We start from the raw sequence: 26,275 nt of genomic DNA, 5'->3' as shown, positions 1-26,275 counted from the left end.
GCTTTTTCGTGCCCGAGTTACCCGCCGAACACGCGCTCGACGACTGCTTTCGCGCGACGGGTGATGCGCATGTAGGTGTCGAGGAATTCGCTGCCGTCGTCGGTGGGCCAGCCCGCCACGCGGGCGACCGCCGTGAGCAGCTTGCCCGGACCGGGGAGTTGGTCCGACGGTTTGCCCTTGACCAGGACCAGCGCATTGCGGGCCGCGGTGGCGGTGATCCACGATTCACGCAGCAGCGCAACATCTTCGGAGTCGAGAATGCCTTCTTCCTCGATCACGTCGAGGGATTGCAGGGTCGAGGTGTTGTGCAGGGCGGGCACCTCGTGGGCGTGGCGCAGCTGCAGCAGCTGGACCGTCCATTCGATGTCGGCCAGTCCCCCGCGACCCAGTTTGGTGTGGGTGGACGGGTTGGCGCCGCGTGGGAGGCGTTCGGCGTCCACGCGGGCCTTGATGCGCCGGATCTCGCGCACCGATTCCTCCGACACCCCGCCGGTCGGGTAGCGGATCGGGTCGATCACGTGCAGGAAACGCACGCCCAGGTCCTGATCGCCTGCCACCTGGTGTGCGCGCAGCAGCGCCTGCACCTCCCACGGCTGGGCCCATTGCGTGTAGTAGGCCTGATAGGCCGCCAGCGTGCGAACCAGGGCCCCGTTGCGGCCCTCCGGGCGCAGGCCCGCGTCCACCTGCAGCGGCGGGTCGACGCTGGGCGCGCCGAGCAGTCGCTGGACCTGTTCGGCGATGCCGTTGGCCCATTTCACCGCGGCGGCCTCGTCCTCGCCGGGGCGCGGGTCACACACGAACAGCACGTCGGCGTCGGAGCCGTAGCCCAGTTCCATGCCGCCGAGCCTGCCCATGCCGATCACCGCGAAGTCCGCGGGTGCGGGGGCCCCGCGTTCGGCTTCCGACGCCCGGATGACCGCGCTCAGTGCCGCTTCGAGCACCGCGACCCAGACCGAGGACAGTGCCGCGCACACCTGCGGGACGTCCAGCATCCCGAGCACGTCGGCCGAGGCGACCCGGGCCAGTTCGTGGCGGCGCAGCGAACGTGCCGCTGCCACAGCGCGTTTGGGGTCGTCGTAGCGGGCGGCAGCGGTCTGCATGCCGCGGGCCACGTCTTCGGGTTTGGTGCTCAGCAGTTGCGGGCCGCCGGGGCCGTCGGCGTACATGCGGATGGTGTCGGGAGCGTTGATCAGCAGGTCGGGCAGGTATTCCGAGGAGCCGAGCACGATCATCAGCCGTTGCGCGACCGCGCCCTCGTCGCGTAGTTCGCGCAGGAACCAGATCTGGTCGTCCAGCCCCTCCGACACCCGGCGGTACGCGAGCAGGCCCGCGTCGGGATTCGGTGTGTCACCGAGCCATTCGAGCAGGGTCGGCAGCAGCAGGGCCTGGATGCGGCCCTTGCGGGACACGCCGCCGGTGAGGGCTTTGAGGTGGGCCAGCGCGTTGGCGGGGGCGGCGTAACCGAGCGCGGCGAGCTGACGGACGGCGGCATCGGGGCTGAGACGCAGGGCGTCGGAGTCCATCCGGGCGACCGCGTCCAGCAGCGGACGGTAGAACAGTTTCGCGTGCAGGCGACGCACCCGCACGGCGTTGCGGCGGATGTCGGTGTCGAGCACGCCGACCGCGTCCTGGCGGCCGTCGGGGCGGATGTGGGCGGCGCGCGCGAGCCAGCGCATGCCGTCGGCGTCGTCGGCGGCGGGCAGGGTGTGGGTGCGCTTGAGGCGCTGCAGTTGCAGGCGGTGTTCGAGCAGGCGCAGGAATTCGTAGGAGGCGGTGAGGTTGGCGGCGTCGTCGCGGCCGACGTAGCCGCCCGTGGCCAGTGCGGTCAGTGCCTCGACGGTGTTGGTCACGTGCAGGGATTCGTCGACCCGGCCGTGCACCAATTGCAGGAGCTGGACAGCGAATTCGACATCGCGCAGGCTGCCCGCGCCGAGTTTGAGTTCGCGCTCGCGCATGTCGGCGGGGACCAGGTCCTCGACTCGGCGGCGCATGGCTTGCACGTCGGCGACGAAGTCGGGGCGTTCGGACGCGGTCCACACCATCGGCATCAGCGCGTCGCGGTATTGCTGGCCCAGTTCCAGGTCGCCGGTCATCGGCCGGTTCTTCAACAGTGCCTGGAACTCCCAGGTGCGCGCCCATCGCTTGTAGTAGGCGAGGTGGGAGTCCAGGGTGCGCACCAGGGCACCGGCTTTGCCCTCGGGGCGCAGGGCGGCGTCGACTTCGAAGAAGGCGGAGCTGGCCACGCTCATCATCTCCGCGGCCAGGCGGGTGGCGGTGGCGTCGGCCGGTTCGGCGACGAACACCACGTCGACATCGCTGACGTAATTCAGTTCTCGCGCACCGCATTTGCCCATCGCGATCACCGCCAGGCGCACCGGCAGTTCGCCGTTCTTGCACACCCGTGCGATCGCGACGGAGAGGGCGGCGGTGAGTGCGGCGTCGGCCAGATCGGACAGGTGTTTGCCGACCAGCAGGTACGGCGGGACCGGCTCGTTCTCGACTGTGGAGGCGAGGTCGACCGCGGCCAGCAGCATCAGCTGATCGCGATACCTGCTGCGCAACAACGCCACTGCCTCGGGGCCTGCGATTCCCGCACGGAACAGCATCGGGCCCGCATTAGGTCCGGTTTCCGGGGTGGCGTCGACAGCGTCGAGCAGATCGGCGATCAGTGCCGCGCGGGTCGGAAGTTGTTCCGTACGTAGAATTTTCCACGCGGCGGGGGCGGCGACCAGGTGATCACCGAAGGCGGTCGACGACCCGACCAGACCGAACAGCCTGCCGCGCAACGTCGTATCCGAACGGATCGCCGAATCCAGTTCGGGCCATTGGTTTTCCAGCGATTCGCGCAACCGCACCAGCGTGGACAGCGCGAGATCGGCATCGGGCGAACGCGACAGTGCCCAGAGCACGGGCACGCTGTCGACGTTGTCCCAGCCGAGCTGGTTCAGTGAAGCTGCCGCTGTCGGTTCGAGTAACCCGAGCCGGCCGACGCCGGGAACAGCGGAGCGGGCAGTCGGTGGCCGGACCATGAGGTTAAAACTACTACGCCACCGACTGCATCACCTCACAAGCTCAGGTACTCCTTGAGCTCCCACGGGGTGACCTGCGAGCGGTAGTCGGCCCATTCGCGGCGCTTGTTGCGCAGGAAGAAGTCGAACACGTGCTCGCCGAGGGTTTCCGCGACCAGCTCCGAACGCTCCATGGCCTGCAGGGCCTCGTCGAGGGTGCCGGGCAGGGTGCGGAAGCCCATGGCGCGACGTTCCGCGTCGGTCAGCGACCACACGTCGTCTTCGGCCTCGGGGGGCAGGGTGTAGCCCTTTTCGATGCCGCGCAGACCGGCGGCCAACAGCACCGCGAAGGTCAGGTACGGGTTGCAGGCCGAGTCTGGGCTGCGGATCTCGACGCGGCGCGAGGACGACTTGTTCGGGGTGTACATCGGCACGCGGACCAGCGCGGACCGGTTGGACCGGCCCCACGACGCCGCGGTCGGGGCTTCGCCGCCGTGGATCAGGCGCTTGTAGGAGTTGACCCACTGGTTGGTGATCGCGCTGATCTCGGGGGCGTGCTCGAGGATGCCCGCGATGAACGAGCGCGCGGTGTCGGACAGGTTGTTCGGGTCGTCCGGGTCGGCGAACGCGTTGTTCTCGCCTTCGAACAGGCTCATGTGGGTGTGCATGGCCGAGCCGGGGTACTGCGAGAACGGCTTGGGCATGAACGTGGCGCGCACGCCCTCGTCGATCGCGACCTCTTTGATCAGGTAGCGGAAGGTCATCACGTTGTCGGCCATCGACAGCGCGTCGGCGTAGCGCAGGTCGATCTCCTGCTGGCCGGGGGCGCCCTCGTGGTGGCTGAACTCCACCGAGATGCCCATGGACTCGAGCGAGTCGATGGCGTGGCGGCGGAAGTTCGGCGCGGCATCGTGCACGGCCTGGTCGAAGAAGCCGCCGTTGTCGGCCGGGGTGGGCTCGTAGCCGTCCTTGAGCTCGTTCTTCAGCAGGAAGAACTCGATCTCGGGGTGCACGTAGCAGCTGAAGCCCGCGTCGGCGGCCTTGTTGAGCTGACGGCGCAGCACGTGGCGCGGGTCGGCCCACGACGGCGAACCGTCGGGCATGGTGATGTCGCAGAACATCCGCGCCGAATGCTGGTGACCCTTGGAACTGGCCCACGGCAGCACCTGGAAGGTCGACGGATCGGGCCGCGCGACCATGTCGGCCTCGGACACGCGGGCGAAGCCTTCGATCGCGGAGCCATCGAAACCGATGCCCTCCTCGAAGGCGCCTTCGAGCTCGGCGGGGGCGATGGCCACGGACTTGAGGTAGCCCAGCACATCGGTGAACCAGAGACGGACGAAGCGGATATCCCGCTCTTCGAGCGTCCGCAGCACGAATTCCTTCTGGCGATCCATATCGGCGAGCGTAAGCACCCCGTGTTAAATCTGTATTACGTACACGGATGGGTTTTCGATCTCGTCACATCATTCGCACATCTCACCGGGCATGACAGGGCGTGGTGAGCACAATCGACTCTCAGCATGTGAGACCGGCAGCGGGCGTGGCGAGATCGACGAGGTAATTGATCACGGCTTTATCCAGGCATTGATCGCCTGCCACCAGCGCGGCGGTGTGCCGGTTTCCGCGGAAAGTGATCAGTTCGGCACCCAATTGGGCGGCCAGGTCGACACCGGCCTGATAGGGCGTGGCCGGGTCCTCGGTGGTGGAAACCACCACGATCGTGGGCAGGCCGGGCGCGGAGATGCGGTGCGGTTCGCTGGTGTTGGGCACCGGCCAGGCCGCACACAGTTCCAGCGGCGCGGCGCCGGTGCCCTTGCCGTCGTCGAGGAACGGGGCGGCCTTGCGGTATTCGGTGTCCTGACGGCCGGTCACCGCGGGATCGGTGATGCGCGGGTCGTCGATGCAGCGGATGGCGTTGAAGGCGTCCTGGGTGTTGGAGTAGGTGCCGTCGGCGCGGCGGCCGTCGTACATGTCGGCCAGTTGCAGCAGGGTGTCGCCGTTGCCCGCGCGCAGTTCGGTCAGGCCCTGGGTGAGGATCTGCCACATGTCGTCGCTGTAGAGGGCCTGTTGGACGCCGGTGATCGCGTCGTTGTAGCTGAGGCCGCGCGGGTCGGCGGTGCGGGCCGGGGTCTTTTCGAGGGGGGCGACCAGCTCGCGGAAACGGGCGACGGACCGGGAGGGGTCGGTGCCGAGCGGGCAGTCGGATTTGGTCGCGCAGTCGGTGGCGTACGCGGTGAACACGCCCTGGAAGCCCGCCGCTTGGCGCAGCGATTCCTGGACCGGATCCTGCGAGGAGTCCACGGCACCGTCGAGCACCATCGCGCGCACGTTCTGCGGGAATTTCTCGGCATAGGCCGAGCCCAAGCGAGTGCCGTAGGAATAGCCCAGATAGCTCAATTTCGCGTCACCGAGCACCGCCCGCATGACATCCATGTCCTGGACGACCTCGCGGGTGCCGACGTGTTCGAGCAGCTCCACGCCCGTGCGCTGGGCGCAACGGTCGGCGTACTCACGGTTGTCGGCCTCGGCCGCGGCGATGCCGGCGGGGGTGTTGTCGACGGGCACCTCGGCGCGTTCGGCGTCGGCCTGCTGCGGGGTCAGGCACACGATCGCGGGCAGCGACGAGCCGACACCGCGCGGATCGAACCCCACCCGGTCGAACCTCTCGGCCAACTCGGTGCGGTTGCCCACGCCCACCATCGACAGGCCGGAAACGCCGGGACCGCCCGGATTCATCAGCAGCGAGCCGACCTTCTTGCCGGTGGCCGGGATCCGCGACAGCGCGATCTGGGCGGTCGGGCCGTCCGGCTGCGCGTAGTCGATCGGGACGGTGATGCGCGCGCACTCGGTTTTCGGCGGCAGCCGGTCCTCGGGGCTGCCGAAGTCCGTGCAGGAGCCCCAGTCGACGCGCTGCTCGTAGAAGCTGTTCAGGCCCGCGGGCGAGGGCGGCAAGGGCGTGTTCGACGCGGTGTCCTCGCCCGTACTACAACCGGTGGCGATCAACGCGCAGGTCGCGCCGAGAAGGACGAACAGCCGGCCTCGCTGCACAGTGGGCCCACCTTTCCGCGCCCTGCGGCGCCGCACAAAACGCGCCCGGACGGGCTCGCGATCACGGTAGCCGAATCGTGGATGTGACCGATCACACCGGCTCCCGCACTTAAAACGGTCGCGCGCTGGTGCCACACTGGACAGGTCAGAAATGCCCGGGGACCCGGTATGGGCCTCGAGGAACCAGACGAAAGGGACGATGATGTCCGTATCCGATGAGCAGAGTCCTGCCTACGGTGCCACTCCCGTCGAGAACAAGCCCCGCCGCAAGACCCGCGTCCAACATCTACAGCAGATGAAGGTCGACGGGGAACGCTGGTCGATGCTGACGGCCTACGACTACTCGTCCGCCCGGCTGTTCGAAGAGGCCGGCATCCCCGTGCTGCTGGTCGGCGATTCCGCCGCCAATGTCGTCTACGGCTACGACACCACCGTGCCGATCACCATCGACGAACTCATCCCGCTGGTGCGCGGCGTCGTGCGCGGCGCACCGCACGCACTGGTCGTGGCCGACCTGCCGTTCGGCACCTATGAGTCCTCGCCGCAGCAGGCTCTTGCCACCGCCATCCGCTTCATGAAGGAAGGTGGCGCGCACGCGGTCAAGCTCGAAGGTGGCGAACGGGTCGCCGAGCAGATCGCGCTGATCACCTCCGCGGGCATCCCCGTGATGGCCCACATCGGCTTCACCCCGCAAAGCGTGAACACGCTGGGCGGTTTCCGCGTGCAGGGTCGCGGCGACGGCGCCGAGCAGCTGGTCGCCGACGCGATCGCGGTGCAGGAAGCCGGTGCGTTCTCGGTGGTCATGGAAATGGTGCCCGCCGAGATCGCGGGCCAGGTCACCCGCAAGCTCACCATCCCCACCGTCGGCATCGGCGCCGGAGTCGAATGTGATGCCCAGGTGTTGGTCTGGCAGGACATGGCCGGTTACACCAGCGGCAAGACCGCCAAGTTCGTCAAGCGTTTCGGCAATGTCGGCGACGAACTGCGCACCGCCGCAGCCACTTACGCGGCCGAAGTTCGCCAGGGCACTTTCCCCGGTCCCGAACACAGCTTCTGAGTTTCCCTCCGAGCGGCCGCTCCCATCACGGGGCGGCCGTTCTCGTGCGGGAACTTGTCGGCGGCTGATGGCAGACTCGATAGCGACACTGTTCGACTACCAGAGGTACCGATGCCGCGACGCTGTTGGATTACTCGTTCTGTGCTGTTGGGTGTGGTCGCCGTGGGGCTGACCGCGTGTGGTGGGGTGCAACCGGCGCCGACCGGTAGCGCGGAGACGACCACCTCGGCGGCGCCAACTCCGGCGGGGACGCTGACGATCAGCCCCTCGTCGGCCACCCAACTGTGCGACATGATCCGACCCGAGCTGTCGAACTTCCGCGTGCAAGGCCCGACGCTGGGTCGACTTTCGCTCAACGCCATGGTCCACGACTGGGGCCTGCGCCAGGGCGGGATCAACGGGCACGTGCTCGCCGACAAGGCGATGATCGACCGGGTGACCACCGAGGCGTGCCCGGACGTGCGCACCGAAACGCTGACCGCCCTCGAATTGCCCACCCTCGCTGCCGGATTGGCCTTCTGATGCGCACCTTGTACCCCGAGATCGAACCCTTCGAACAGGGACTCCTCGACGTCGGCGACGGCCAGTCGGTGTACTGGGAGGTCAGCGGCAATCCCGACGGGAAACCGGTGGTGTTCGTGCACGGTGGGCCCGGCGGCGGCACCGGTCCGATGCAACGGCGCTTCTTCGATCCGGCGGTGTACAAGATCGTGCTGTTCGATCAGCGTGGCTGCGGAAAGTCCATGCCGCACATCGCCGATGGGGCTTCGCTGGAGACCAACACCACCCAGAACCTGATCGCCGACATGGAGCTGCTGCGTGAGCGACTCGGTGTCGACCGCTGGCAGGTGTTCGGCGGTTCCTGGGGTTCCACGCTCGGGCTCGCCTACGCCGAAGCTCATCCGGAACGGGTGACCGAACTGGTGTTGCGTGGCATTTTCCTGTTGCGGCGCAAAGAGATCGACTGGTACTACAATGGCGCGGCGGGCAACGTCTACCCCGCCGAATGGGCGAAATTCCTTGCGCCGGTTCCGGTTGCCGAACGCGGGGACGACCTCGTCGAGGTCTACCACCGGCTGCTGCACTCCCCCGACCCCCAGGTCGCCCTCGAGGCAGCGGTCGCCTGGTCGACGTGGGAGGGTGCGACGAGTTCGCTTCTGCCACAACCGGATCGGGTCGCCGAAACCGGTGAAGCCCGCTTCGCTCTCGCCTTCGCCCGGATCGAAAACCACTATTTTCGTCACGGCGGATTCCTCGACGAGGCACAGTTGCTCACAGACATAGATCGGATCGCCGACATCCCCGGTGTGATCGTGCAGGGCCGCCACGACATCGTGTGCCCGGCGGTGAGTGCTTGGGACCTGCACAACGCGTGGCCGTCCTCGACCCTGCACATCGTCGAGGACGCCGGACACACCGCGCACGAGCCCGGCATCACCGCACACCTGGTGGAGGCGACCGACACGTTCGGAAAGCGAGGCTGACACCATGGCGCCAAGGGCCGGAAAAGCCGTCGTCGCGGCACTGCGCGAGGACATCGACCGGCTCACCGCCGCCGAACCCGACGTGCGCGCCGACGCCTACGACTCGGTGCACCAGATGCGGGTAGCCACGCGCCGACTGCGCAGCGTGCTGCGCTCGTATCGCCGACTGTTCGACGCCGAGCAGGCCGCGGGCACCGAGGCGGAACTGAAATGGTTGGCCGACCTGCTCGGCGTGGCCCGCGACGCCGAGGTGCGCGCCGAACGCTTCACCGACCTGCTCGCCAGTTACGACGACGTCCCCGCCGAGGTCACCGAGGCGTTGGTCGGCGCGTCCCGCCAGGCTTACACCGACGCCCACGCGGAAGTCCTGACCGCGCTGGACGGCAAGCGGTACCGCCGCTTGAAGAAAGTCCTCGACGCCTGGCGCACCGATCCCCCACTGTCGCCCGAGCTGTCCCGTGACGACGCCACCGAAGTCTTCGACGACGTCCTGCGTCGCGACCGCAAACGCCTACGCAAACTCGTGTTCGCCGAACCCACCGCCACCCCCGCCGATCGCGTAGAACTGCTGCACGATATTCGCAAGGGCGCCAAGCGTTTACGGTATTCCTGCGAAGCCGCGAGCACGGTGCTGGGCCCCGATGCCAGCGACCTGGGAGCGAGAGCCAAACGCCTGCAATCGGTGCTGGGCGACCACCGCGACGCCGTCGAATCCCGCGAAGCGATCCTGGCCGTGGCCACCACCGCGCACGGCCCCGCGGCCACCCTCTACGAACTCCTGGCCGACACCGAAGAAGCCGCCGCGGGCGCAGCAATAGCCCACTACCCCGCAGCCGCCGCCTTCATCTCTGCCTGATCAGCTGGTCACGTTTGCGGCCGTTCGTATTCGAAAACGATTGTGCGAGTTGCCGGGTCGGCGACGGTCAATCGCACGTCAACCGTCTGGCCTTCGGGCGGCTTCCCCTCGCATCGCGCCAGGATCGGCGGTTCGCTGACGAAGATCTCCGCGGGGCGAGAATCGGTGGCATCACGCAGGACAACCGCGGAGAACGTGGCGCCCACGCGTGGCTCCAGCAGGGTCGCCTCCGTCAGGTCGACGCAGGCACGGTCGACTTTGTTGGCCACCGCGTCGGTGCGCCGCATCGTCGGCGGCCGCCTTCGCACCGTCGGCTGCCCACTGCGGGACCTCCACGCCCGCGCAGTGTGCCAGGCAGATTTCGGTGGTGAAGCGGTCTGCCAGTCGTCGCAGTGGTGCCGTGACGTGGGCATAGGGCGCACCGATCGCACTGTGCGTCAGCTTGTCCGGGGACGGGTCGTCGAGGTCGGCGAGCAGTGTGTAGCTCGCGCCGCGCAGCAACCCGGTGGCTTCGGACATCAGCACCAGCGCCACGGGCGTATTCGCGTCGAGCCCGGCCAGCATCCGCCCGACCGGCATGTCATCGGGCCACTCGACGCCCATAGCCGCGGCTGTGCGCCGCATCGATTCGATCGCGCTGGCAGGCGGTGGTGGCATCGTCCGCAGCAGTCCGGCACCCTTGTGCTCCACCATGATTCGCGCCGCGCACATTCCGGTCAGCAGCGAAACCTGTTCGTTCCAATCGTCGGCGGCGGTACGCGGCTCGAGCCGCAACCGCCAACTGTCACCGTCGGCGACCACCTCCTGCGCGGGCAATCGCAACGAGATAGCGCCTTGCGCCAGCCCCGCCTCGATCCGCAGCCGGCCGAATTCGGGCAACGCGACCAGGGAAGGATGCAAAGTCCCCGCGTCAGCGGCAGCCTGCACTTGCGCGTAATCGAACCGTTCACGCGAGCGCACCAAAGCCCTTGTCACCGAAAAACTCAGCGGCACAGCATCATCGGACAGTTCGATAGTCCACAAAGCCACCGGCCGGTCGACGCCGGGCAGCAGACTGGCGGTCCCTTCCGACAGCACCGGTGGATGCAGCGGCACAGTGCCGTCGGGCAAATAGAAAGTCTGCCCGCGCAATTCGGATTCGGCGGCAAGGGCACTGCCGGGCACGATCACCGCACCCAGATCCGCGATCGCGTAGTGCAGCGTGAAGCCGGTGGGGGTGCGTTCGATATGCAGCGCCTGGTCCAGATCCATGGCGCCGGGGGGATCGATGGTCACGAACTCGATATCGGTCCGATCGATCCGCGTGCCCGCGAACGCGTCCACCGCGTCGCGGGCATCGGCGACCGCCTCGGCCGGATATTCCGAGGCAAGTCCGAATTCGGAACGGATGGCGCCGAAGTCGACCGGCGCCGAGACGATCCGCTGATGCAGTTGCATAACTCGCAGAGTAGCGGGACTTACTGCAGGGCGAGCATGGTGCCGTTGAGCTGATCGAACGGGCCGTAGACGGTGAAGGTGACGCGGCCGTTGGGCACCGTGGACGACACCGACGCGGCCGCCTGCAGCGCCTGGCCGAACGAGGCCGCCGACGGGTGCGGCAGACCCGCGAGGGTGAGACCGAATCGGGACTGGTGCACCCAGGCGGTATCGGCGGGGCTCAGGTCGACCTGGACCCCACCCGACAGCGGCGTCACCGCGACAGCACTCGCCGAGCCTGCGCCGAGGGTGGCCGCGACAGCAGCGGCTCCGGCGATGAGTGCACCGGCGACAATGGAACGAACTACCCGCATGTTAAATGTGACCTGCTTCCGCGATCGAATGTTGTTGGGCCCGAAGATGTGATAGCGAACCCGGCCGACGCGCACACTCTATGACCTCACTCACGTTCGCGGACAGTTCGGGCGCAAATTCATCGAGCCGACACACACGCGCGGCGCGAGAACGCGGGCATTGTTTCCGTGGCGGGGACGCGGTTACTGTGGCGGCGGCAGGCCCGTGCACTGTGCGGGTGTGTGGCACCGACGTCGACAAAGGGGAGTTTTCGAACGTATGTCGTGGATTGTTTTCGATTACCTGTTACCGATCATCGGACCGGACGCGGCCACCTATTGGGCCACCGTGCTCGCGATCAACCCGCTCTAGCTCACCGCACCGATATCGAACATGTCGCCTCCCGTTAACCCGACGGGAGGCGACATGTTTCCTGGGCCGCTACGATCGCGCTCCGTGAGTAGAACTACCGCCGCCATCGCGGCCAGCGCCACCGTCTTCGCCCTGCTTCTGGCCGGCTGCAGCGACGACTCTTCCTCCTCCGCCGGCGCCCCCGCCGCCGCCACCACGACCGCCGCGCCCGCGACCCAGGTCGACGCCACCAAGGCGGGCACGTTCGTGGTCAGCTACCGCAATGCCTTCCCGAAGCTGGCGCAGGGACGTGACGACGCCACCGTGGCCGCGGTGCTGAACCACTCCTGCTCCGACATCAAGGCCGGCAAGTCCCAGGACGAGGCCGTGGCCACGATCCAGAAGGCCGCCAAGAACGGCGATGTCGCCGCTACCAAGGAAGAAGCGACCGCCGTCTACCAGATGTCCACCATGATGTGCTGAGCCGATCATCGGCATAACGCGAAGGCGGCGGTCCCCGGGTGGGAACCGCCGCCTTTCGCGTTGGGCGGGCGAGCCGGCCTGTAAGCCGGATCCTGTCCCCGATTCGCACCGGGGGGCGACCATCCATCTGGACACACCGTCGCCGGGTGCCTCGAGCAGTCCACCCGCAGGCTCGGGCGAGCAGCCCTCGAACACCTGCGCAGCCGCACCGTTGCCGATGCGACCTTTGACCTTGCTCCGGGCGGGGTTTACCTAGCCGCCCCGGTCACCCGGGGCGCTGGTGCGCTCTTACCGCACCGTTTCACCCTTACCGCACTCGCGTGCGGCGGTCTGTTCTCTGTGGCACTGTCCCGCGGGTCACCCCGGGTTGCCGTTAACAACCGCCCTGCTCTGTGGAGTCCGGACTTTCCTCGGCGCCGGGCTGCGGCACTGCTGTGCCCGTTCCCGTCACCGCGGTCGCCCGGCCGACTCGCCCGCCGGTACAGACTACTCGCTACGGTATTGACTCATGGAACGTGTCGACGTCAGTTTCCCCTCGGGTGACCAGCAGTGCGCCGCGTGGCTCTACCTGCCCGACGGCGCGCCTCGGCCGCGCCCGTTGGTGATCATGGGACACGGGCTGGGGGCGAACCGCGAGATGGGGTTGGATCGGTATGCGCGGCGGTTCGTCGCGGCGGGGATGGGGGTGCTGGCCTTCGACTACCGGGGTTTCGGCGCCAGTGAGGGTACGCCCCGCCAGGTACTGAGCATCGCCCGTCAGCGGCAGGACTGGAAGGCCGCAATCGCCTACGCGCGCAGCATCCGCGGCTTCGACGCCACCCGGATCGCGTTGTGGGGCACCTCGTTCGGTGGTGGGCACGTGCTGGCGGTGGCACCCGACGACGATTACATCGCCGCGGTGGTGGCGCAGGTGCCGTTCACCAGCGGGTGGGCGTCGTCGATGGCGAAGGGTCCGATCAGCCTGACCAAGGTCGCCACGTTGGCGGCTACGGACCTGATCTTCGGCACGATCCGCCGCAAACCCGTACGCATCCGCCTGGCGGGCCGCAAGCGTTCCGCGGCCCTGATGAGCGCGACCGACGTCCCGGAGGGCTACGGCCGCCTCGCCGAGGAAAGCGACACCTACGACCCCAAAGTCGGTGCGCGCATCGGTTTCTCGACCCTGTTCGACGCCCCCGGCCGCCGCGCCAAAGCCCTGAAGGTCCCGGTCTTCTACGCCATCGCCGAAAATGACACCGTCGCCCCCGCGGGCCCCACCCGCAAAGCCGCCGAACGCACCAAACACGCCGTGATCAAGCAATACCCGGTCGGCCACTTCGACGTCTACTTCGACGATGTCTTCGAACAGGTGGTCAAAGACGAAACCGAATTCCTGGTCTCGGTCCTGCGCCCCTGAGACTGTCGAGTTGCTACGACAAGGGGCGCACCGCCTGATAGACGGTGCGCCCCTTGTTGTTTCGGGTGAGATCAGATGGGCTGGAAGCCCGCGCCTACCCCGCCTGCGCGGTTGAGCACGTCCAGGATCACCTGAATGGGCTGGAAGTAGGCGGGCGAGTGGACGGGGTTGACGCCGCCGGTGCAGGGGACGTCGAAGTCGACGGGGCCCAGGCCCGTGAGGCGGCCCTGGTTCATGCCGATCAGGCGGTCGCCGACGACGACGGGGCCGCCGGAATCGCCTGGCTGCGAGCAGTATTGGTTGATCGAGGTGCCCTCGAGCTCACCCCACACCACGCCGCAGCTGCGGCCGGTGGTGCGCCCGTCCGAGCACACGGTGGCGCCGGGGCCGGGTGCGGCGCCGATGCCGGCGACGGTGGTCGCGCCGATGGTGCGGACCGGGATCACCTTGGACGCATCCAGTTGCAGCACAGCGAAATCCAGGTAGTCGCCGTCGTCGGAGAACGCGACGGTGCCGATCACGCCGGCGTGCAGCGCCTGCTCGGCACCGACCCGCGAACCGGTGGGTGCGCAGTGACCCGCGGTGAGGCCGACGAGGCGGCCCGCGTTGTCGTGGCCGATGGCGGTGAGCGAACAACCGGAGTCGTTGTCGAACACGATGCCCGAGGCGGCGCCCAGCACCACGCTCGGGTCGGCCGTCACGCTGCCCGCGGACGCGGTGAGCACCCCCGCGATGGCCGCCGCAAACGCCGCCATCCGTAGAAACCTCATCAAGTACCTTTCCAGTGTGGCCGCGGCATTCCGCGTGCCCGATGATCTTTCGGGCGATGCGGCGTCGTCGTTACGTCGACCGTCAGCCGGGCGACCGTACCGTGCCCGGGTGACAAGCTGCTAGCTCACAGGTAAGAGGTGTCGTTGACCAGGCGCACCGAGGCGCCACCGTCGGGGTAGAACTCCGCGATACACAGCGACGCCAGGTCCAGGTGCAGGCGGTACAGCAGCGACGGGCCAACGCCCAGGGCCAGCTGCAGCAGGGTTTTGATCGGGGTGACGTGGCTGACCACGACCACGTTCTGGCCGGGGTACAGCGCGATCAGATCGCGGCGCACGCCTTCGACGCGTTCGCGTACCTGGTCGAAACTCTCGCCGCCGGGCGCGGGGATCGACGGGTCGCCGAGCCAGTCACTGTGCAGTTGCGGATCGCGTTCGGCGGCCTCGGTGAAGGTGAGCCCTTCCCAGTCGCCGAAGTCGGTTTCGGTGAGGCCGTCCAGGATTCGCAGCGGCACGTCGAGTGCGGCGGCGGCCGCTTCGGCGGTGGAGCGGGCACGCTGCAGCGGGGAACTCACCACTGCGGCGATATCGCCTTTGTTCGCAAGCATTTTCGCGGCGCGTGCGGCTTGTTCGCGACCGAGTTCGGTCAGTGGCGGGTTACCGCGACCGGAGTAGCGGCCTTCCACCGACAGCGCGGTCTGGCCGTGGCGTAGCAGCAGCAGGCGGGTGGGTTTGCCGACCGCGCCGGTCCAGCCGGGCGAAACCTGGTTGGTAGCAACCGATTTCGTCGCGGTGCTCGATGTCGGCACGGCGACTTCGTCACCGGGGGCATACCCGGCGGTGACAGCTTCGCGGACGGTGCCGGTGATCTCACCGTCATCCATCGCCTCGTTGGCCAGCCGATCCGCGTGCGAATTCTCGGCGCGCGGAATCCATTCGAAGCTCACCGCATCGAACCCGGCGACCAAAGCCCGCGCCTGCTCGGCGAGCGGAATCATCGAGGGGTGCTTGATCTTCCAGCGCCCCGACATCTGTTCCACGACGAGCTTGGAGTCCATCCGCACCGCGACAACCCGCGCGCCCAACTCGGCCGACGCCGCCAAACCCGCGATCAGACCACGATATTCGGCCACATTGTTGGTGGCCACGCCGATGTACTCCTTGCGTTCGGCGAGCACCCGCACGTGATCGTCGGCGAAGACCACCGCCCCGTACCCGGCCGGGCCCGGATTGCCGCGCGAACCACCGTCGGCTTCGACGATCACCGAACGCATCAGCGCACCGATCCGGTCACAGCCCCGATTCCTTGGTGCGCACCATGATCGCGCTGCATTCCGGGCAGCGCAGGACCGCGTCGGGCGCGGCCTTGGCGATGCGCTGCATCTCGCCGCGGTCGATCTCGATCCGGCACGCGCCACAGCGACGGGCCTGCAGCAGCGCCGCGCCCACACCGTTGGCCGCGCGCTGCTTCTCGTACAGCGCGATCAGCTCGGCGGGGAACAGTCCGATCAGCGCGGACCGGTCGTTCTCGCACCGCTGCTGCGCCACTTCCAGGTCGGCCATCGCCTCGTCGCGCAGGCGTTCGGCGTCGCCGAGGTCCTGGTCGGCCTTGCTCAGCCGGGCGCCGGCGTGCGCGTGGTCGGCGATCATCGCCTCGCGCTGTTCCATCACGGTCAACAGCTCGTCCTCGAGCACCGAGCGGCGACGCTCCAGGCTGCCCAGTTCGTGCTGCAGTTCCGACAGCTGCTTGGCGGCGACGGTGCCCGCGGTGAGCATGCCGCGGTCGCGGTCCTCGCGCTTGCGCACGGCCTCGACCTCGCCCTCTAGCTTGCGGATGTCGCGGTCCAGATCATCGATGCCGATCTCCACCGCCACGGCCGCGTCCTTGTAGCCGTTGCGCTCGGCGGCCAGCCGGGTGACTTCCAGCTGCTCGGGCAGCGCGGAACGACGGTGGGCGATGCGCGCGGACTCGGCATCTACTGCTGCCAGCTGCAGCAGCTTGGTCTGGACCGACGGTTCGACATTCAACGCGCACGAACTCCTGAACAGTGGATGGATGGGATCGATCAACCGTACCGCGCCGCGAGGGGTGATCTCGCCAAGACCCGAAGACCGCGGTCACTGGAAATGCTGGTGCGGCGCGTCCAGGAGGTTGATCCCACCCGATACCACCGGAGCGGATGCGAGGCAGCTCACGCGATGAACAGCACGGCGGGCCTAGCCGGTGAGCGTCCACGGGTCGGTGCGCAGGGTGCAGACGCTGGTTTCCACCGAGGGCAGGGCGGCGTTGACGAACTGTTCGGCCTGGCCGCACCACGGGAACTCGGTGGCCCAGTGGGCGGCGTCGATGAGGGCGGGGCCGCCGCGGCGTAGGTGTTCGTCGACGGGGTGGTGGCGCAGGTCGGAGGTGAGGTAGGCGTCGACGCCGGCTCGGATGGCCTTGTCGAGGTAGGAGTCGCCTGCGCCGCCGCACACCGCGACCCGTTCGATCATGCGGTCGGGGTCGCCTGCCGCGCGTACGCCCCAGACCGTGCGGGGGAGGCCGACGCCGACGCGCGCGGTGAATTCGCGCAGGGTTTCGGGTTGTGCGAGTTCGCCGATGCGGCCGATGCCCAGCGAGGAGGGCAGGGGTGCGCGTTCGGTGACGTGGTAGGCGGGTTCCTCGTAGGGGTGCGCGGCGCGCAGGGCGGCGAGCACGGCCAGGCGCGAGGTCGGGGGTGCGACTACCTCGACGGCGTCTTCGGTGACGGTTTCGACGGTGCCGATCGCGCCGATCGCCGGGTTCGCGCCGTCGACCGGGAGGAACTGGCCGGTGCCCGCGGTGTACCAGGCGGCTTCGCGGTAATCACCGATTGCGCCCGCGCCCGCGGTGAACAGTGCCGACATGAGCGAAGCGGTGTGGGTCTGCGGGACCTGGATGACCCACTTGTCCACGGAGGCAAGGGGTTTCGGATCGAGCGGGCCGGTGACAGTGAGACCGACGGCGGCGGCCAACGCATCGGAGACGCCCGGATCGGCGGAGTCGGCGTTGGTGTGCGCGGAGAACAACGCACACCCGGATCGGATCAAACGGTGCAGCAGTGCGCCTTTGGGCGTATCGGCGGCGACGGTGTCCACACCACGCAGCAGCAGCGGGTGATGCACGACCAAAGCCTGTGCGCCCCAGGCGATCGCCTCGTCGACCACGGCGGCAGTCGCATCGACGGCGAACATCACCTTGGTGACTTCCTGCGCCGGATCACCACACACCAGGCCCACGGAATCCCACTTCTCGGCCAGTCTCGGCGGGTATGCCGTGTCGAGTACCGCGATCAGTTCGGCCAGGTCGGTCACCGCCGCCTCCTTCGTTTCGTGGGAATGATGGTTATCGAATCATCTTGCGGTGCAAACGTTTCGGGTGATCGGCGGCTTCGCGCCCGCCATGACCGGTATTTCTGATGCGAGCCGGTCGGCACCGAGTCGACGGTTCTCACCCGGCGCAGGCGACTCACCACAGTGCCGCGTTCAACGCATCGATCAACCGGTCGACTTCCGCGGCACCGCGCACCGCCACGCGCAGATGGTCGGGACCCAGTCCGGGGAACGTGTCGGCGCGGCGAACGGCGATCCCGCGGTCGGCGAGGCGCTTGCGCACGAGCGCTCCGTCGGTGACCCGCAGCAGCAGGAACGGGCCAGTCGCGGGCGCGTGAACGTCGATGCCCAGCGCGGTGAGACGTTCGCTCATGGCGGCCCGGTCGACGGCGATGCGCTCGGCGTAACGGCGGGACTCCGCGACGGCGGCCGGTTGCGCGGTGGCGATGATCGCCTCGAGTTGCAGGGTGCCCAGCGGCCAGTGGGGGCGCCCGTGCGCAAGCCGTGCCAGCACCTCGGGGGCGCCGAGCACGTAACCACAGCGCAAGCCGGCCAGGGCCCAGGTCTTGGTGAGGCTGCGGAAGACCAGCACGTCCGCAGCGGAGACGCCTGCCACCGACTCCGGTTCGCTGCCGACCACCGCGTCGGCGAAGGCTTCGTCGACGACCACGATTCGGCCGGGGCGGCGCAGTGCCTGGATCGTCTCGGCCGGGTGCAGGATCGAGGTGGGGTTGGTGGGGTTTCCCAGGACGACCAGGTCGGCTTCTTCGGGGACCAGGGTCGGGTCGAGGGTGTACGGCCGGTCCAGGATCACGCGGGTGACCGGGACACCTGCCTCGCGCAGGGCCAGTTCCGGCTCGGTGAAGGACGGGTGGATGACGGCCGCCAGGCGAGACCCCAGACGCGGCAGCATCGCGAAGCCCTCGGCGGCGCCGGCCAGCAGCAGGACCTCGTCGGGTGAACGGCCGTGACGGGCGGCGACGGCGGTGCGGGCGGCGAGTTCGTCGTCGGCGCTCGGGTAGCGGCCGAGGTCTGTCAGGCGGGCCGCGAGGCGTTCGCGCAGCCAGGAAGGCGGGGCGACACCCTGGACGTTCACCGCGAAATCGACCATGCCCGGGCGCGCTTCCACATCGCCGTGGTGGCGCAACATCGCGGGGTCGACTGCGTCGGGGAACACAACTGAACACCCTACGTGGCGCCGATCGGGCGGCACCGGCGACAATGGGACCCGTGGAACCGTTGCACGTGACCTTCATCTGCACAGGCAATATCTGTCGCTCGCCGATGGCCGCGAAGATGTTCGAGGCGCACCTCTACCGTGCCGGTCTGGCGAACCGGGTGCGGGTGAGCAGCGCGGGCACCGGTTCGTGGCATGTCGGCGATCCGGCCGACCCGCGCACCGAGGCCACCCTGCGCCGCGCCGGCTACGCCGCCGAGCACGTCGCGGCCACCTTCGGACCCGAGCACAGCGACGCCGACCTGATCGTCGCCTTGGACACCGGCCACGACCGCGAACTCGCCCACCGCGGCGTCCCGTCCGACCAGCGCGCACTGCTGCGCAGCTTCGACCCCGCCGCGAACGGCCTCGACGTCCCCGACCCGTACTACGGCGACCAGTCCGACTTCGACCTGGTCCGCGACCAGATCGAAGCCGCCATCCCCGGCCTGCTCGACTGGGTCCACGCCGAACTCGACGCCCGCGCCGACGTGCCACGCTGATGCGCAAACTCACCTTCCTGCTGCGCCCCAGCTGGCTGATCCTCGCGGTGATCGTCGGCGCGTTCGCCTACCTGTGCTTCACCGTCCTGGCCCCCTGGCAATTGGGCAAGAACGACAGCACCGAACACCGCAATCAACTGATCGCCGACTCCGTCCAGGCCGACCCGGTACCGGTGACCGAAGTCCTCGGCGACTCCGACGCCCACACCGAATGGCGCAAGGTCACCGCGACCGGCACCTTCGTCCCCGAGTCGACAGTGCTGGTGCGCCTGCGCCACCTCGACGGCGCCCCCGGCTACGCCGTGCTGGCCGCCTTCCGCCTCGACGACGGCCGCACCCTGCTGATCGACCGCGGCCTGGTCGCCTCCGTGGACGGCACCCGCCCACCCGCGATCGCCGATCCGCCCCCCGGCCCGCAACGCATCGAAGCCCGCATCCGAGCCTCCGAAGGCGTTGTCCCCGACAAACTTCCGACCACCCAGGACGGTTTCCGTCAGGTGTACACAGTCGACACCACTCAGGAATCCACCGTCCTCGGCACCGAACTGACACCCATCCCCACCGGCACCGACAAGGGCGGCTACCTCCAACTGGCCGCCGACCAACCCGGCGCCTTCACCCCGACCCCCCTCCCCCAACTGGATGCGGGCCCCTACCTGTCCTACGGCCTCCAATGGCTGGCCTTCGGCCTGATGGCTCCACTGGGCCTCGGCTATTTCGTAGTCGCCGAACTCCGCGCCCGCCGCCGAGAGAAGGCCGAAACCGCGCCCACGGAACCCACTACGGAACCCACCACACCCACCACCGAAGCCCGCCTAGCCGACCGCTACGGCCGCAACTGACCGCGCCCCCTACCAGCCCCCGGAATCACCAAAACCCAGGTCATCTCTGCCTTCGCGAAACAACCATCCCCACCACACCCGCAACCACAACCGCCCCCACCTGCACCACTTCCGACATCACCACAGCCCGCCGCAAATCCCCAGTCGTCGGCGCAGGCCCCTCCCCCAACGTCGGCCGCAACTCCACCCCATGCCGGTACTGCGTCCGCCCCCCGAGCTGAACCCCCAGCGCCCCCGCCATAGACGCCTCGACCACCCCCGCGTTCGGACTCGGATGCTTCCCCGAGTCCCGCCGCCAAGCCCGCCAAGCGGACCCCGACCGGCCCCCCACCACCGGCGCGAGCGCAACGGTCAACAACCCAGCCACCCTGGCGGGCACCAAATTCGCCACATCGTCCACTCGAGCCGCGGCCCACCCGAACCGCAGGTACCGCTCGTTTCGATACCCGATCATCGCGTCGAGCGTGTTCACCGCCCGATATCCGAGCACCCCCGGCACCCCCGCGACCGCCCCCCACACCAGCGGCGCGACAGTCGCATCCGAGGTGTTCTCGGCAATGGATTCCAGCGCCGCACGAGCCAATCCATCGGCATCGAGGACCGACGGGTCCCGCCCGCACAGCGACGGCAACAGTTCACGTGCCCCCGCCAGATCGCCGGCGTCGAGCCGGTCAGCCATGGCACGCCCGGCACGCGCGAGACTGCGCCCACCCAGCGCAGTCCACGTGGCCAACGCAGTCACCAGCACACCCCCACGACCGACACGGGTGGCGAGCACACCGATCCCCACCACCGACCCGACGGCGACAATCTCGTGCACCACCCCGGCCCGCCGATCATCGGCATAGGTCACTTTCTCCAAAGCCGCTGCCGCCGAACCGAATCCAGCCACCGGATGCCACCGCGCGGGATCGGCGAAGACCCGATCGAGCACGAATCCCAGCACCAGCCCGGCCGCCGTCGATATCCCTGTACGCACCGGCCGACAGTAGCGGGCAGCCCGAATGTCACACCCACGCCCGCTGGTTCGTCATCACTGCGACGGCGCTTCTAGACTCGCCGGAACCGAGCAAGATCAACCGAACGGGCGCACACCATGACCGCACCGCAGCCGCTGGATCAGGCCGAGCTGGCCCGCCGCTTCGAGGAACACCGTCCCTATCTGCGGCGCCTGGCCTACAGCACGCTGGGCAGCATCAGCGACGCCGAGGACGTGGTGCAGGACGCGTGGTTGCGCCTGCAACGCCAGTTCGACGCGGGCAAAGCCGACGAGATCGACAACCTGCGCGCGTGGCTCACCACCGTCATCGGCCGTCTGGCCCTGGACCAACTCGGGTCGGCGCGTGCCCGTCGCGAGCAGTATGTCGGCGAGTGGCTGCCGGAACCGGAGGTCACGTCCTGGGACGATCCCGCCGACCGCATCTCCCAGGACGAGCGCGTCACCACCGCGCTGTTGGTCGTGCTCGAGTCGCTGTCGCCGGCCGAGCGCACCGCGTTCGTGCTGCAAGACGTGTTCGGCATGACCGGTCCCGAGGTCGCCGAGGTCGTCGGGCGCACCCCGGCCGCGGTGCGTCAGCTGGCGTCGCGGGCTCGCAAGCATGTCGAGAACGGCACCCCACGTTTTCCGGCGTCGCCTGTCGAACAGGAGAAGGTCGTCTCGGCCTTCGCGCTGGCTTGGCGCTCCGGTGACCTGAGTTCGCTGCTGGGCATCCTCGACGACAAGGTGGTGCTCACCGCCGACGGTGGCGGCAAGGTGCCCGCCATCCGGCAGCCGGTGCGCGGCGCGGAACTCATCGCGAAGATGCTGCTGGGCTGGTACCACGCGCCCTCGGCGGCGGACGGGTGGGGCCGGGCGGTGCTGGTCAACGGCATGCCGGGGCTGGTGGTGTTCGACGGCACCCACACCGGAGTCTTCTCGTTCGTGGTCGACGCGGGCCGGGTCGTGGCGATCAATGTGGTCCGCAATCCCGACAAACTCCGCGACCTGCCCACCGACGGCGCCCCCGACTGGTACCTGGGCGGCGGCCAGTAACAAGATCACCAGGCTCTGATGCAGATTTCAGCCGCTCGAATCCTGCACCAGAGCCTGGTGATCACTTGTCCATCAGCGCCGAAGCGCAAACAGCACGGCCTATGCCGGTGGTGCAGCCGACTGGCTCGACGTGGTTTCCGGTGCGGTCGCCGGGATCGTGGTGGTCGGCGCCGCCGTTTCCGAGGTGGTGGTGACCGGCGCAGTCGTGGTCGGGGCGACGGTGGTCGTGACCGGCGGCGGAACCACCCCACACGCCTCGGTACTGCAGTTGTCGGTGCCGCAGTGCTTCACTCCCGGCGGGCAGCCCGGACCGGTCTCGACCCCGCATTGGTCACCGCAGTTGTCGGTCCCGCAGTGCTTCACCCCTGGCGGGCAACCCGGACCGGTCTCGACCCCGCACTGGTCACCACAGTTGTCGGTGCCACAATCGGGCCCCGGAACGCAGTTGTAGCCCGGCGGGATCTCCCCCGGCGCGACCGCGGGCGGCTGCGTGGGCGAGTGGTAATACGACGACTCCGGACCCGCCCCACCCGGATCAGTAGACGCCGTAGGCGAACTCGTGGCCGTCACCGACTTCGTCACGGTGACCGAAGTCTTCGTCACCGAGCTCGGTCGCGAGACCCCCGAGTCTCCTCCCGACGAGCAAGCGCCGAGCACGAGCACCACAAGGCCGACCAGCACGACGAACGCCGCACGCAACTGGTTGCCCCTCAATACTTTCCGCAACATTTCGGCTCCTCAGCCCACGAAAGATGTTAGATAGCAGAACTATTCGTGACATCGACTCGCGCGCCGAAAACATTTCACTCGATCTGACGTCGGCCGCCGTCAGGAGTGTGTTGGCAGCCCCCCGCGCACCGTTCCCCGGGGCGGCGCGATAATCACAACCATGATCATCAAGGTGAACGGTGCCACGCCCGAGATCGACGAGACCGCCTGGATCGCGCCCAACGCGACCGTCATCGGCCAGGTACGGCTGGGCGCGGAGGTCGGCGTCTGGTACTCGGCGGTGCTGCGCGGCGACCTCGAGCAGATCACCATCGGCGCGCGCACCAACATCCAGGACGGCTGCGTGCTGCACGCGGACCCCGGTTTCGAACTCACCGTCGGAGCCGGAGTCTCGGTGGGGCACAACGCGATTCTGCACGGCTGCACCATCGGCGACGATGTGCTCGTGGGCATGGGCGCCACGGTGCTCAACGGCGCGGTGATCGGTGCGGGCAGTCTGATCGCGGCCAACGCGCTGATCCCCGAGGGGGCGCAGATTCCGCCCGGTTCACTGGTGGCCGGCGTGCCGGGCAAGGTGCGGCGCGAACTCACGCAGGCACAGCAGGACGGCATCAAGCTCAACGCCGCGGTGTATCTGCACAACCTGACCAACCACCGCGACGCCGAGGTGTTGTGACAGCTCACACTGAGCAAGTGTCCAGTAGGTAAACCTGATAGCATTTGTCCTGCGTATCGCGTCCGATCACCAGAGCGACGATCGGCTCCGGGTACGCGAGGCAGGAGGTATCACGGTGGCATACGTGCATTCCGGTGTGCGCCGAGCGGCGGGGCGCTTGAGCCTGGCCGACATCGCGGCCCAGCCCGGCGGGATCGAAGCGCTGCAATCGCGCGTGCACGAACTGCGTTCGCGCGGTGTGCATTTCGCGGCCAATGCGATCGAACAAGAGATGGCAGCGCTGGATCTGTCCCCGTAGGGATAATGGGGCAATGCCTACCGTTTCGTCCATCCTCGCGCGGATACTGGAAAAGCCCGTCACCGACGGGGAGAAGCTGCTCGACAGTGCGCTGTCGGCGTTTCTGGATTTCGGGATCAAGCGCACGAGCATGGGCGAGATCGCGCGGCGGGCCGGCATCAGCCCGGCCACCCTGTACCGACGCTTCGACTCCAAGAACGAGCTGGTCGAAGCGGTCGGTGTGCGCGAGGCGCAACGCTATGTCCGCGATATCGACGAGCGCGTGCGCGCGGTCACCGAGCCCGGCGAGCACCTGGTCGAGATCTTCGTCGCGTTCGTCACCACCATCGCGGGCAACGAACTGCTGCGCCGACTGCTGGCCACCGAGCCCGAGATCATTCTGCCGCGCCTGACCACGCAGGCCGGGCCGATCCTGGCCGTGGGCCGCGCGTATCTGGCCGACAAGTTGCGCGAACTGCAGGTCAGCGCACCGGTGCCCGAGTTCGACCCCGATCTGGTCGCCGAGGTCATGGCGCGGCTGGCGTTGTCGCTGGCGCTGACCCCCGATGGGCTCATCCCGCTCGACGACGCGGAGGCCGGGCGCGAGTTCGCGCGGCGCACACTGCTACCCATGGTCGGCATCCGCTGAGACACCGAAGGCCGCCGCAACGACCTCATCGATACACGAGTCCGCCACGGGCACACCGTCTTCCAACAGCGCACGCACTCTCCGCACGATCTCGCAGGCCGCCGGGCAGGCAGGATCGGGCAGCGGCAGCCGGGCGACATATTGGGTGATCCAGCGACGTCGACCCGAGTAGAGACGGTTCCCGCACACCGCGTCATAGAACTTCAACCCCAGCGTCGAATTCGCCACGCCCATCAGCAGATACGCCAGATCGGTGGGCGCGTCACCGAGATCGGTGAGCGAAATCCAGTAGCAGTCGCCGTTGACCACCGCGCCCGAGCGATCCAGCGCGAAGCGGGGTCGTTCGCTGATGTCGGGAAACACCAACTTTGGTGCGCGCCACAAGTGTGGGCGTTGCGGCACCCAGATCTCGAACCACTTCCGACCACCGTCGAGCACGTACCGTCTGCCCGACAGCACTTGTTCGTGAGAGCGGAGATACTCTGCCGCGCACGGGTATTCGGCCAGGTCGATCGGAGTGCGACGCGGTTGCAGCAGGTCGTAGGGATACAGCACCTTCGTTCCCCTGCTCATCGCGACCTGCCAGGGTTGGAGATCATGGTGAGTGATCAACTCCCGCAACAGTTCCGGCTCAGGGCTGGGATCCTTCTGATCCCACTGGTCAGAGATGAATACCCGATCCGCGGTCGTCTTGATCCCCACTCGAATGCGCCCGACCTCACCGAATGATCGCCAGGTGCGGTCGGCGATCCGGCCGAGCCAGTGGTCGATCGCGGGGCGCGACATCCGCCAGGCGGTGTCAGAGCCTGCCGTCACCGTGGGGGTAACTTCCCCCGTCACCAATACGCCGACCTCCACCGCGAACACCCGGCCCCCGGCACCGACACGACAGCCGTCCTCACCTGCTAATGCATCGAATAGTCCAGTCCCACAATCAGGTTCGACACCCAGCTCCTCGTAGACCGAGACGTAACGGCAGTTCGGCGGCCCGTTCGCGCGCAAGGCGACGGTGATCGCGGGCAGCACCGCGGCCGCGAACAGTTTCGTATCACCCAGGTCGTAGAGCTCGACCGGAGTCAGCTCGCTGGTGAGGATCCGGCGCAGGTTTGCCCCGGCCCTCGTGGTGAGAAACCTGTTGGCACACAGCAACCCGAGCACACCACCGGGAGTCAACAGCCGCGGCGCGATAGCAACGAAGGGGTGAGTGAGGTCGATCCGCCCACGCAGACCGAACTGCTTGCTCAGCAGTTGGGCCGTCGCGCCACCGAGCTGCTGGGTTCGGACATACGGCGGATTACTGATGATCAAATCGAACGATCCGTCAGCGAGACCATCCGAAGCGGTGAGAAAATCCACTGCCCGACAGTCGATTTCGACTCCGGCAGCCGCCGCACGCGTGCAGGTTTCGTCGACAGCCCGTCGATCCAGATCGAATCCAACGAGCTGGACCTCGAGATCCGGTGCGCTGGAACAGATTTCCCGATGCACCGCCAACAACAACTCGCCATCCCCGCACGCCGGGTCCAGCACACGCAGCACCCCGGCGCGTGGCACGTACCGCAGCGCCCGTCGCGCCAGGAACCGCGCGAGCTCCGGTGGCGTGTAGTGCCTGCCGTGCCGTTTGCGCTCCTGCGCGTCGCGGGCCTGCAAAGCCATACGTTCGATTGTGCCCCGGAACTGCCCCGATGTGCCGCAGGCGCGAGCCCGGCCGCCCCGGGATCGGCGTCGCGCTCCTCTCGCCACCCGCCCGACGCCCCCGAGTTACCCTGCCGCG

24 protein-coding genes, 1 other RNA gene and 1 pseudogene are annotated in these 26,275 nt (G+C 68.1%); 12 read left to right on the top strand and 14 right to left on the bottom strand.

What is annotated here, in order from left to right:
- Nucleotides 1-17: 17 nt before the first annotated feature.
- The 3 genes from ACFWU5_RS00600 to ACFWU5_RS00590 form a co-directional block, all read right to left on the bottom strand.
- A complete protein-coding gene (locus ACFWU5_RS00600) occupies nucleotides 18-3,029 on the bottom strand; it encodes a bifunctional [glutamine synthetase] adenylyltransferase/[glutamine synthetase]-adenylyl-L-tyrosine phosphorylase (RefSeq protein ID WP_379246858.1) in 3,012 nt (1,003 codons plus the stop codon).
- 35 nt (nucleotides 3,030-3,064) lie between these two features.
- The gene (gene glnA / locus ACFWU5_RS00595; protein WP_379246856.1) at nucleotides 3,065-4,405 is read right to left on the bottom strand and encodes a type I glutamate--ammonia ligase; all 1,341 of its coding nucleotides are present in this window, start codon (nucleotides 4,403-4,405) and stop codon (nucleotides 3,065-3,067) included.
- A gap of 121 nt (nucleotides 4,406-4,526) precedes the next feature.
- Nucleotides 4,527-6,059 (bottom strand): alpha/beta hydrolase, encoded by a 1,533-nt coding sequence (locus tag ACFWU5_RS00590; protein ID WP_379265655.1) that lies wholly within the window; start codon nucleotides 6,057-6,059, stop codon nucleotides 4,527-4,529.
- Between the two features lie 202 nt (nucleotides 6,060-6,261).
- On the opposite strand from ACFWU5_RS00590, the gene panB reads away from it, so the two are divergent.
- The 4 genes from panB to ACFWU5_RS00570 all read left to right on the top strand — a co-directional run bounded on the left by panB (nucleotide 6,262) and on the right by ACFWU5_RS00570 (nucleotide 9,456).
- Nucleotides 6,262-7,116, top strand: a complete 855-nt coding sequence (gene panB / locus ACFWU5_RS00585) for a 3-methyl-2-oxobutanoate hydroxymethyltransferase (RefSeq protein WP_379265654.1) — start codon at nucleotides 6,262-6,264, stop codon at nucleotides 7,114-7,116.
- A 141-nt stretch (nucleotides 7,117-7,257) separates the two neighbouring features.
- Complete coding sequence (locus ACFWU5_RS00580; RefSeq protein WP_379265653.1) at nucleotides 7,258-7,638, top strand: hypothetical protein; 381 nt, start codon at nucleotides 7,258-7,260, stop codon at nucleotides 7,636-7,638.
- A complete protein-coding gene (gene pip / locus ACFWU5_RS00575) occupies nucleotides 7,638-8,600 on the top strand; it encodes a prolyl aminopeptidase (protein WP_379265652.1) in 963 nt (320 codons plus the stop codon). Before ACFWU5_RS00580 ends, pip begins: the two co-directional genes overlap by 1 nt.
- A 4-nt stretch (nucleotides 8,601-8,604) precedes the next feature.
- Nucleotides 8,605-9,456, top strand: a complete 852-nt coding sequence (locus tag ACFWU5_RS00570) for a CHAD domain-containing protein (RefSeq protein ID WP_379265651.1) — start codon at nucleotides 8,605-8,607, stop codon at nucleotides 9,454-9,456.
- Nucleotides 9,457-9,464: 8 nt separating this feature from the next.
- Here ACFWU5_RS00570 and ACFWU5_RS00565 read toward each other — a convergent pair.
- Nucleotides 9,465-10,893 (bottom strand): annotated as a pseudogene (locus ACFWU5_RS00565) (RNB domain-containing ribonuclease).
- A 20-nt stretch (nucleotides 10,894-10,913) separates the two neighbouring features.
- Nucleotides 10,914-11,246: a hypothetical protein gene (locus ACFWU5_RS00560; RefSeq protein ID WP_379246842.1), complete on the bottom strand. Its 333-nt coding sequence runs from the start codon at nucleotides 11,244-11,246 to the stop codon at nucleotides 10,914-10,916.
- 436 nt (nucleotides 11,247-11,682) lie between these two features.
- Here ACFWU5_RS00560 and ACFWU5_RS00555 point away from each other — a divergent pair, with 436 nt between their 5' ends.
- A complete protein-coding gene (locus ACFWU5_RS00555) occupies nucleotides 11,683-12,060 on the top strand; it encodes a hypothetical protein (protein ID WP_379246840.1) in 378 nt (125 codons plus the stop codon).
- Between the two features lie 65 nt (nucleotides 12,061-12,125).
- On the opposite strand, the gene rnpB is transcribed toward ACFWU5_RS00555, so the two are convergent.
- An RNA gene (gene rnpB / locus ACFWU5_RS00550) (RNase P RNA component class A) lies at nucleotides 12,126-12,532 on the bottom strand.
- A 36-nt stretch (nucleotides 12,533-12,568) separates the two neighbouring features.
- On the opposite strand from rnpB, the gene ACFWU5_RS00545 reads away from it, so the two are divergent.
- Nucleotides 12,569-13,456: an alpha/beta hydrolase gene (locus ACFWU5_RS00545; RefSeq protein WP_379246838.1), complete on the top strand. Its 888-nt coding sequence runs from the start codon at nucleotides 12,569-12,571 to the stop codon at nucleotides 13,454-13,456.
- 71 nt (nucleotides 13,457-13,527) lie between these two features.
- Here the strand turns inward: ACFWU5_RS00545 and ACFWU5_RS00540 are convergent, their stop codons facing one another.
- The 5 genes from ACFWU5_RS00540 to cobC form a co-directional block, all read right to left on the bottom strand.
- Nucleotides 13,528-14,211 carry a S1 family peptidase gene (locus tag ACFWU5_RS00540; protein ID WP_379246836.1) on the bottom strand — a complete coding sequence of 228 codons (684 nt, stop codon included), beginning with the start codon at nucleotides 14,209-14,211 and terminating at the stop codon, nucleotides 13,528-13,530.
- 140 nt (nucleotides 14,212-14,351) lie between these two features.
- Nucleotides 14,352-15,500, bottom strand: coding sequence for a bifunctional RNase H/acid phosphatase (locus ACFWU5_RS00535; protein WP_379265650.1), 1,149 nt, complete (start codon nucleotides 15,498-15,500; stop codon nucleotides 14,352-14,354).
- Nucleotides 15,501-15,516: 16 nt separating this feature from the next.
- Entirely contained in the window at nucleotides 15,517-16,254 is a 738-nt protein-coding gene (locus tag ACFWU5_RS00530; RefSeq protein ID WP_379246834.1) for a zinc ribbon domain-containing protein, read from the bottom strand.
- Nucleotides 16,255-16,443: 189 nt separating this feature from the next.
- Entirely contained in the window at nucleotides 16,444-17,559 is a 1,116-nt protein-coding gene (locus ACFWU5_RS00525; protein WP_379246832.1) for a Nif3-like dinuclear metal center hexameric protein, read from the bottom strand.
- A 154-nt stretch (nucleotides 17,560-17,713) separates the two neighbouring features.
- The gene (gene cobC, locus ACFWU5_RS00520; protein WP_379265649.1) at nucleotides 17,714-18,754 is read right to left on the bottom strand and encodes an Rv2231c family pyridoxal phosphate-dependent protein CobC; all 1,041 of its coding nucleotides are present in this window, start codon (nucleotides 18,752-18,754) and stop codon (nucleotides 17,714-17,716) included.
- Nucleotides 18,755-18,798: 44 nt separating this feature from the next.
- Between cobC and ACFWU5_RS00515 the strand changes: the two genes are divergently transcribed.
- Nucleotides 18,799-19,296, top strand: coding sequence for a low molecular weight protein-tyrosine-phosphatase (locus tag ACFWU5_RS00515; protein WP_379246828.1), 498 nt, complete (start codon nucleotides 18,799-18,801; stop codon nucleotides 19,294-19,296).
- Entirely contained in the window at nucleotides 19,296-20,138 is an 843-nt protein-coding gene (locus ACFWU5_RS00510; protein WP_379265648.1) for an SURF1 family protein, read from the top strand. Before ACFWU5_RS00515 ends, ACFWU5_RS00510 begins: the two co-directional genes overlap by 1 nt.
- 40 nt (nucleotides 20,139-20,178) lie before the next feature.
- Here ACFWU5_RS00510 and ACFWU5_RS00505 read toward each other — a convergent pair whose 3' ends face one another.
- Nucleotides 20,179-21,117 carry a cobalamin biosynthesis protein gene (locus tag ACFWU5_RS00505; protein ID WP_379246824.1) on the bottom strand — a complete coding sequence of 313 codons (939 nt, stop codon included), beginning with the start codon at nucleotides 21,115-21,117 and terminating at the stop codon, nucleotides 20,179-20,181.
- Between the two features lie 117 nt (nucleotides 21,118-21,234).
- On the opposite strand from ACFWU5_RS00505, the gene sigJ reads away from it, so the two are divergent.
- On the top strand, nucleotides 21,235-22,170 hold the full coding sequence (gene sigJ, locus ACFWU5_RS00500; RefSeq protein ID WP_379246822.1) for an RNA polymerase sigma factor SigJ: 936 nt from the start codon (nucleotides 21,235-21,237) through the stop codon (nucleotides 22,168-22,170).
- Nucleotides 22,171-22,269: 99 nt separating this feature from the next.
- Here the strand turns inward: sigJ and ACFWU5_RS00495 are convergent, their stop codons facing one another.
- A complete protein-coding gene (locus ACFWU5_RS00495) occupies nucleotides 22,270-22,899 on the bottom strand; it encodes a hypothetical protein (RefSeq protein ID WP_379246820.1) in 630 nt (209 codons plus the stop codon).
- 160 nt (nucleotides 22,900-23,059) lie between these two features.
- Here ACFWU5_RS00495 and ACFWU5_RS00490 point away from each other — a divergent pair, with 160 nt between their 5' ends.
- The 3 genes from ACFWU5_RS00490 to ACFWU5_RS00480 all read left to right on the top strand — a co-directional run bounded on the left by ACFWU5_RS00490 (nucleotide 23,060) and on the right by ACFWU5_RS00480 (nucleotide 24,501).
- On the top strand, nucleotides 23,060-23,575 hold the full coding sequence (locus tag ACFWU5_RS00490) for a gamma carbonic anhydrase family protein (RefSeq protein ID WP_379246818.1): 516 nt from the start codon (nucleotides 23,060-23,062) through the stop codon (nucleotides 23,573-23,575).
- Between the two features lie 115 nt (nucleotides 23,576-23,690).
- Nucleotides 23,691-23,873: a hypothetical protein gene (locus ACFWU5_RS00485; RefSeq protein WP_379246816.1), complete on the top strand. Its 183-nt coding sequence runs from the start codon at nucleotides 23,691-23,693 to the stop codon at nucleotides 23,871-23,873.
- Between the two features lie 13 nt (nucleotides 23,874-23,886).
- A complete protein-coding gene (locus ACFWU5_RS00480; RefSeq protein ID WP_379246814.1) occupies nucleotides 23,887-24,501 on the top strand; it encodes a TetR/AcrR family transcriptional regulator in 615 nt (204 codons plus the stop codon).
- Here the strand turns inward: ACFWU5_RS00480 and ACFWU5_RS00475 are convergent.
- Nucleotides 24,478-26,157, bottom strand: coding sequence for an Eco57I restriction-modification methylase domain-containing protein (locus ACFWU5_RS00475; RefSeq protein ID WP_379265647.1), 1,680 nt, complete (start codon nucleotides 26,155-26,157; stop codon nucleotides 24,478-24,480). The genes ACFWU5_RS00480 and ACFWU5_RS00475 overlap by 24 nt on opposite strands.
- Nucleotides 26,158-26,275: the final 118 nt, after the last annotated feature.

It is taken from the genome of Nocardia sp. NPDC058640, assembly GCF_042716995.1.
Lineage (GTDB): Bacteria > Actinomycetota > Actinomycetes > Mycobacteriales > Mycobacteriaceae > Nocardia.
This window is presented reverse-complemented; position numbering and strand designations above follow the sequence as displayed.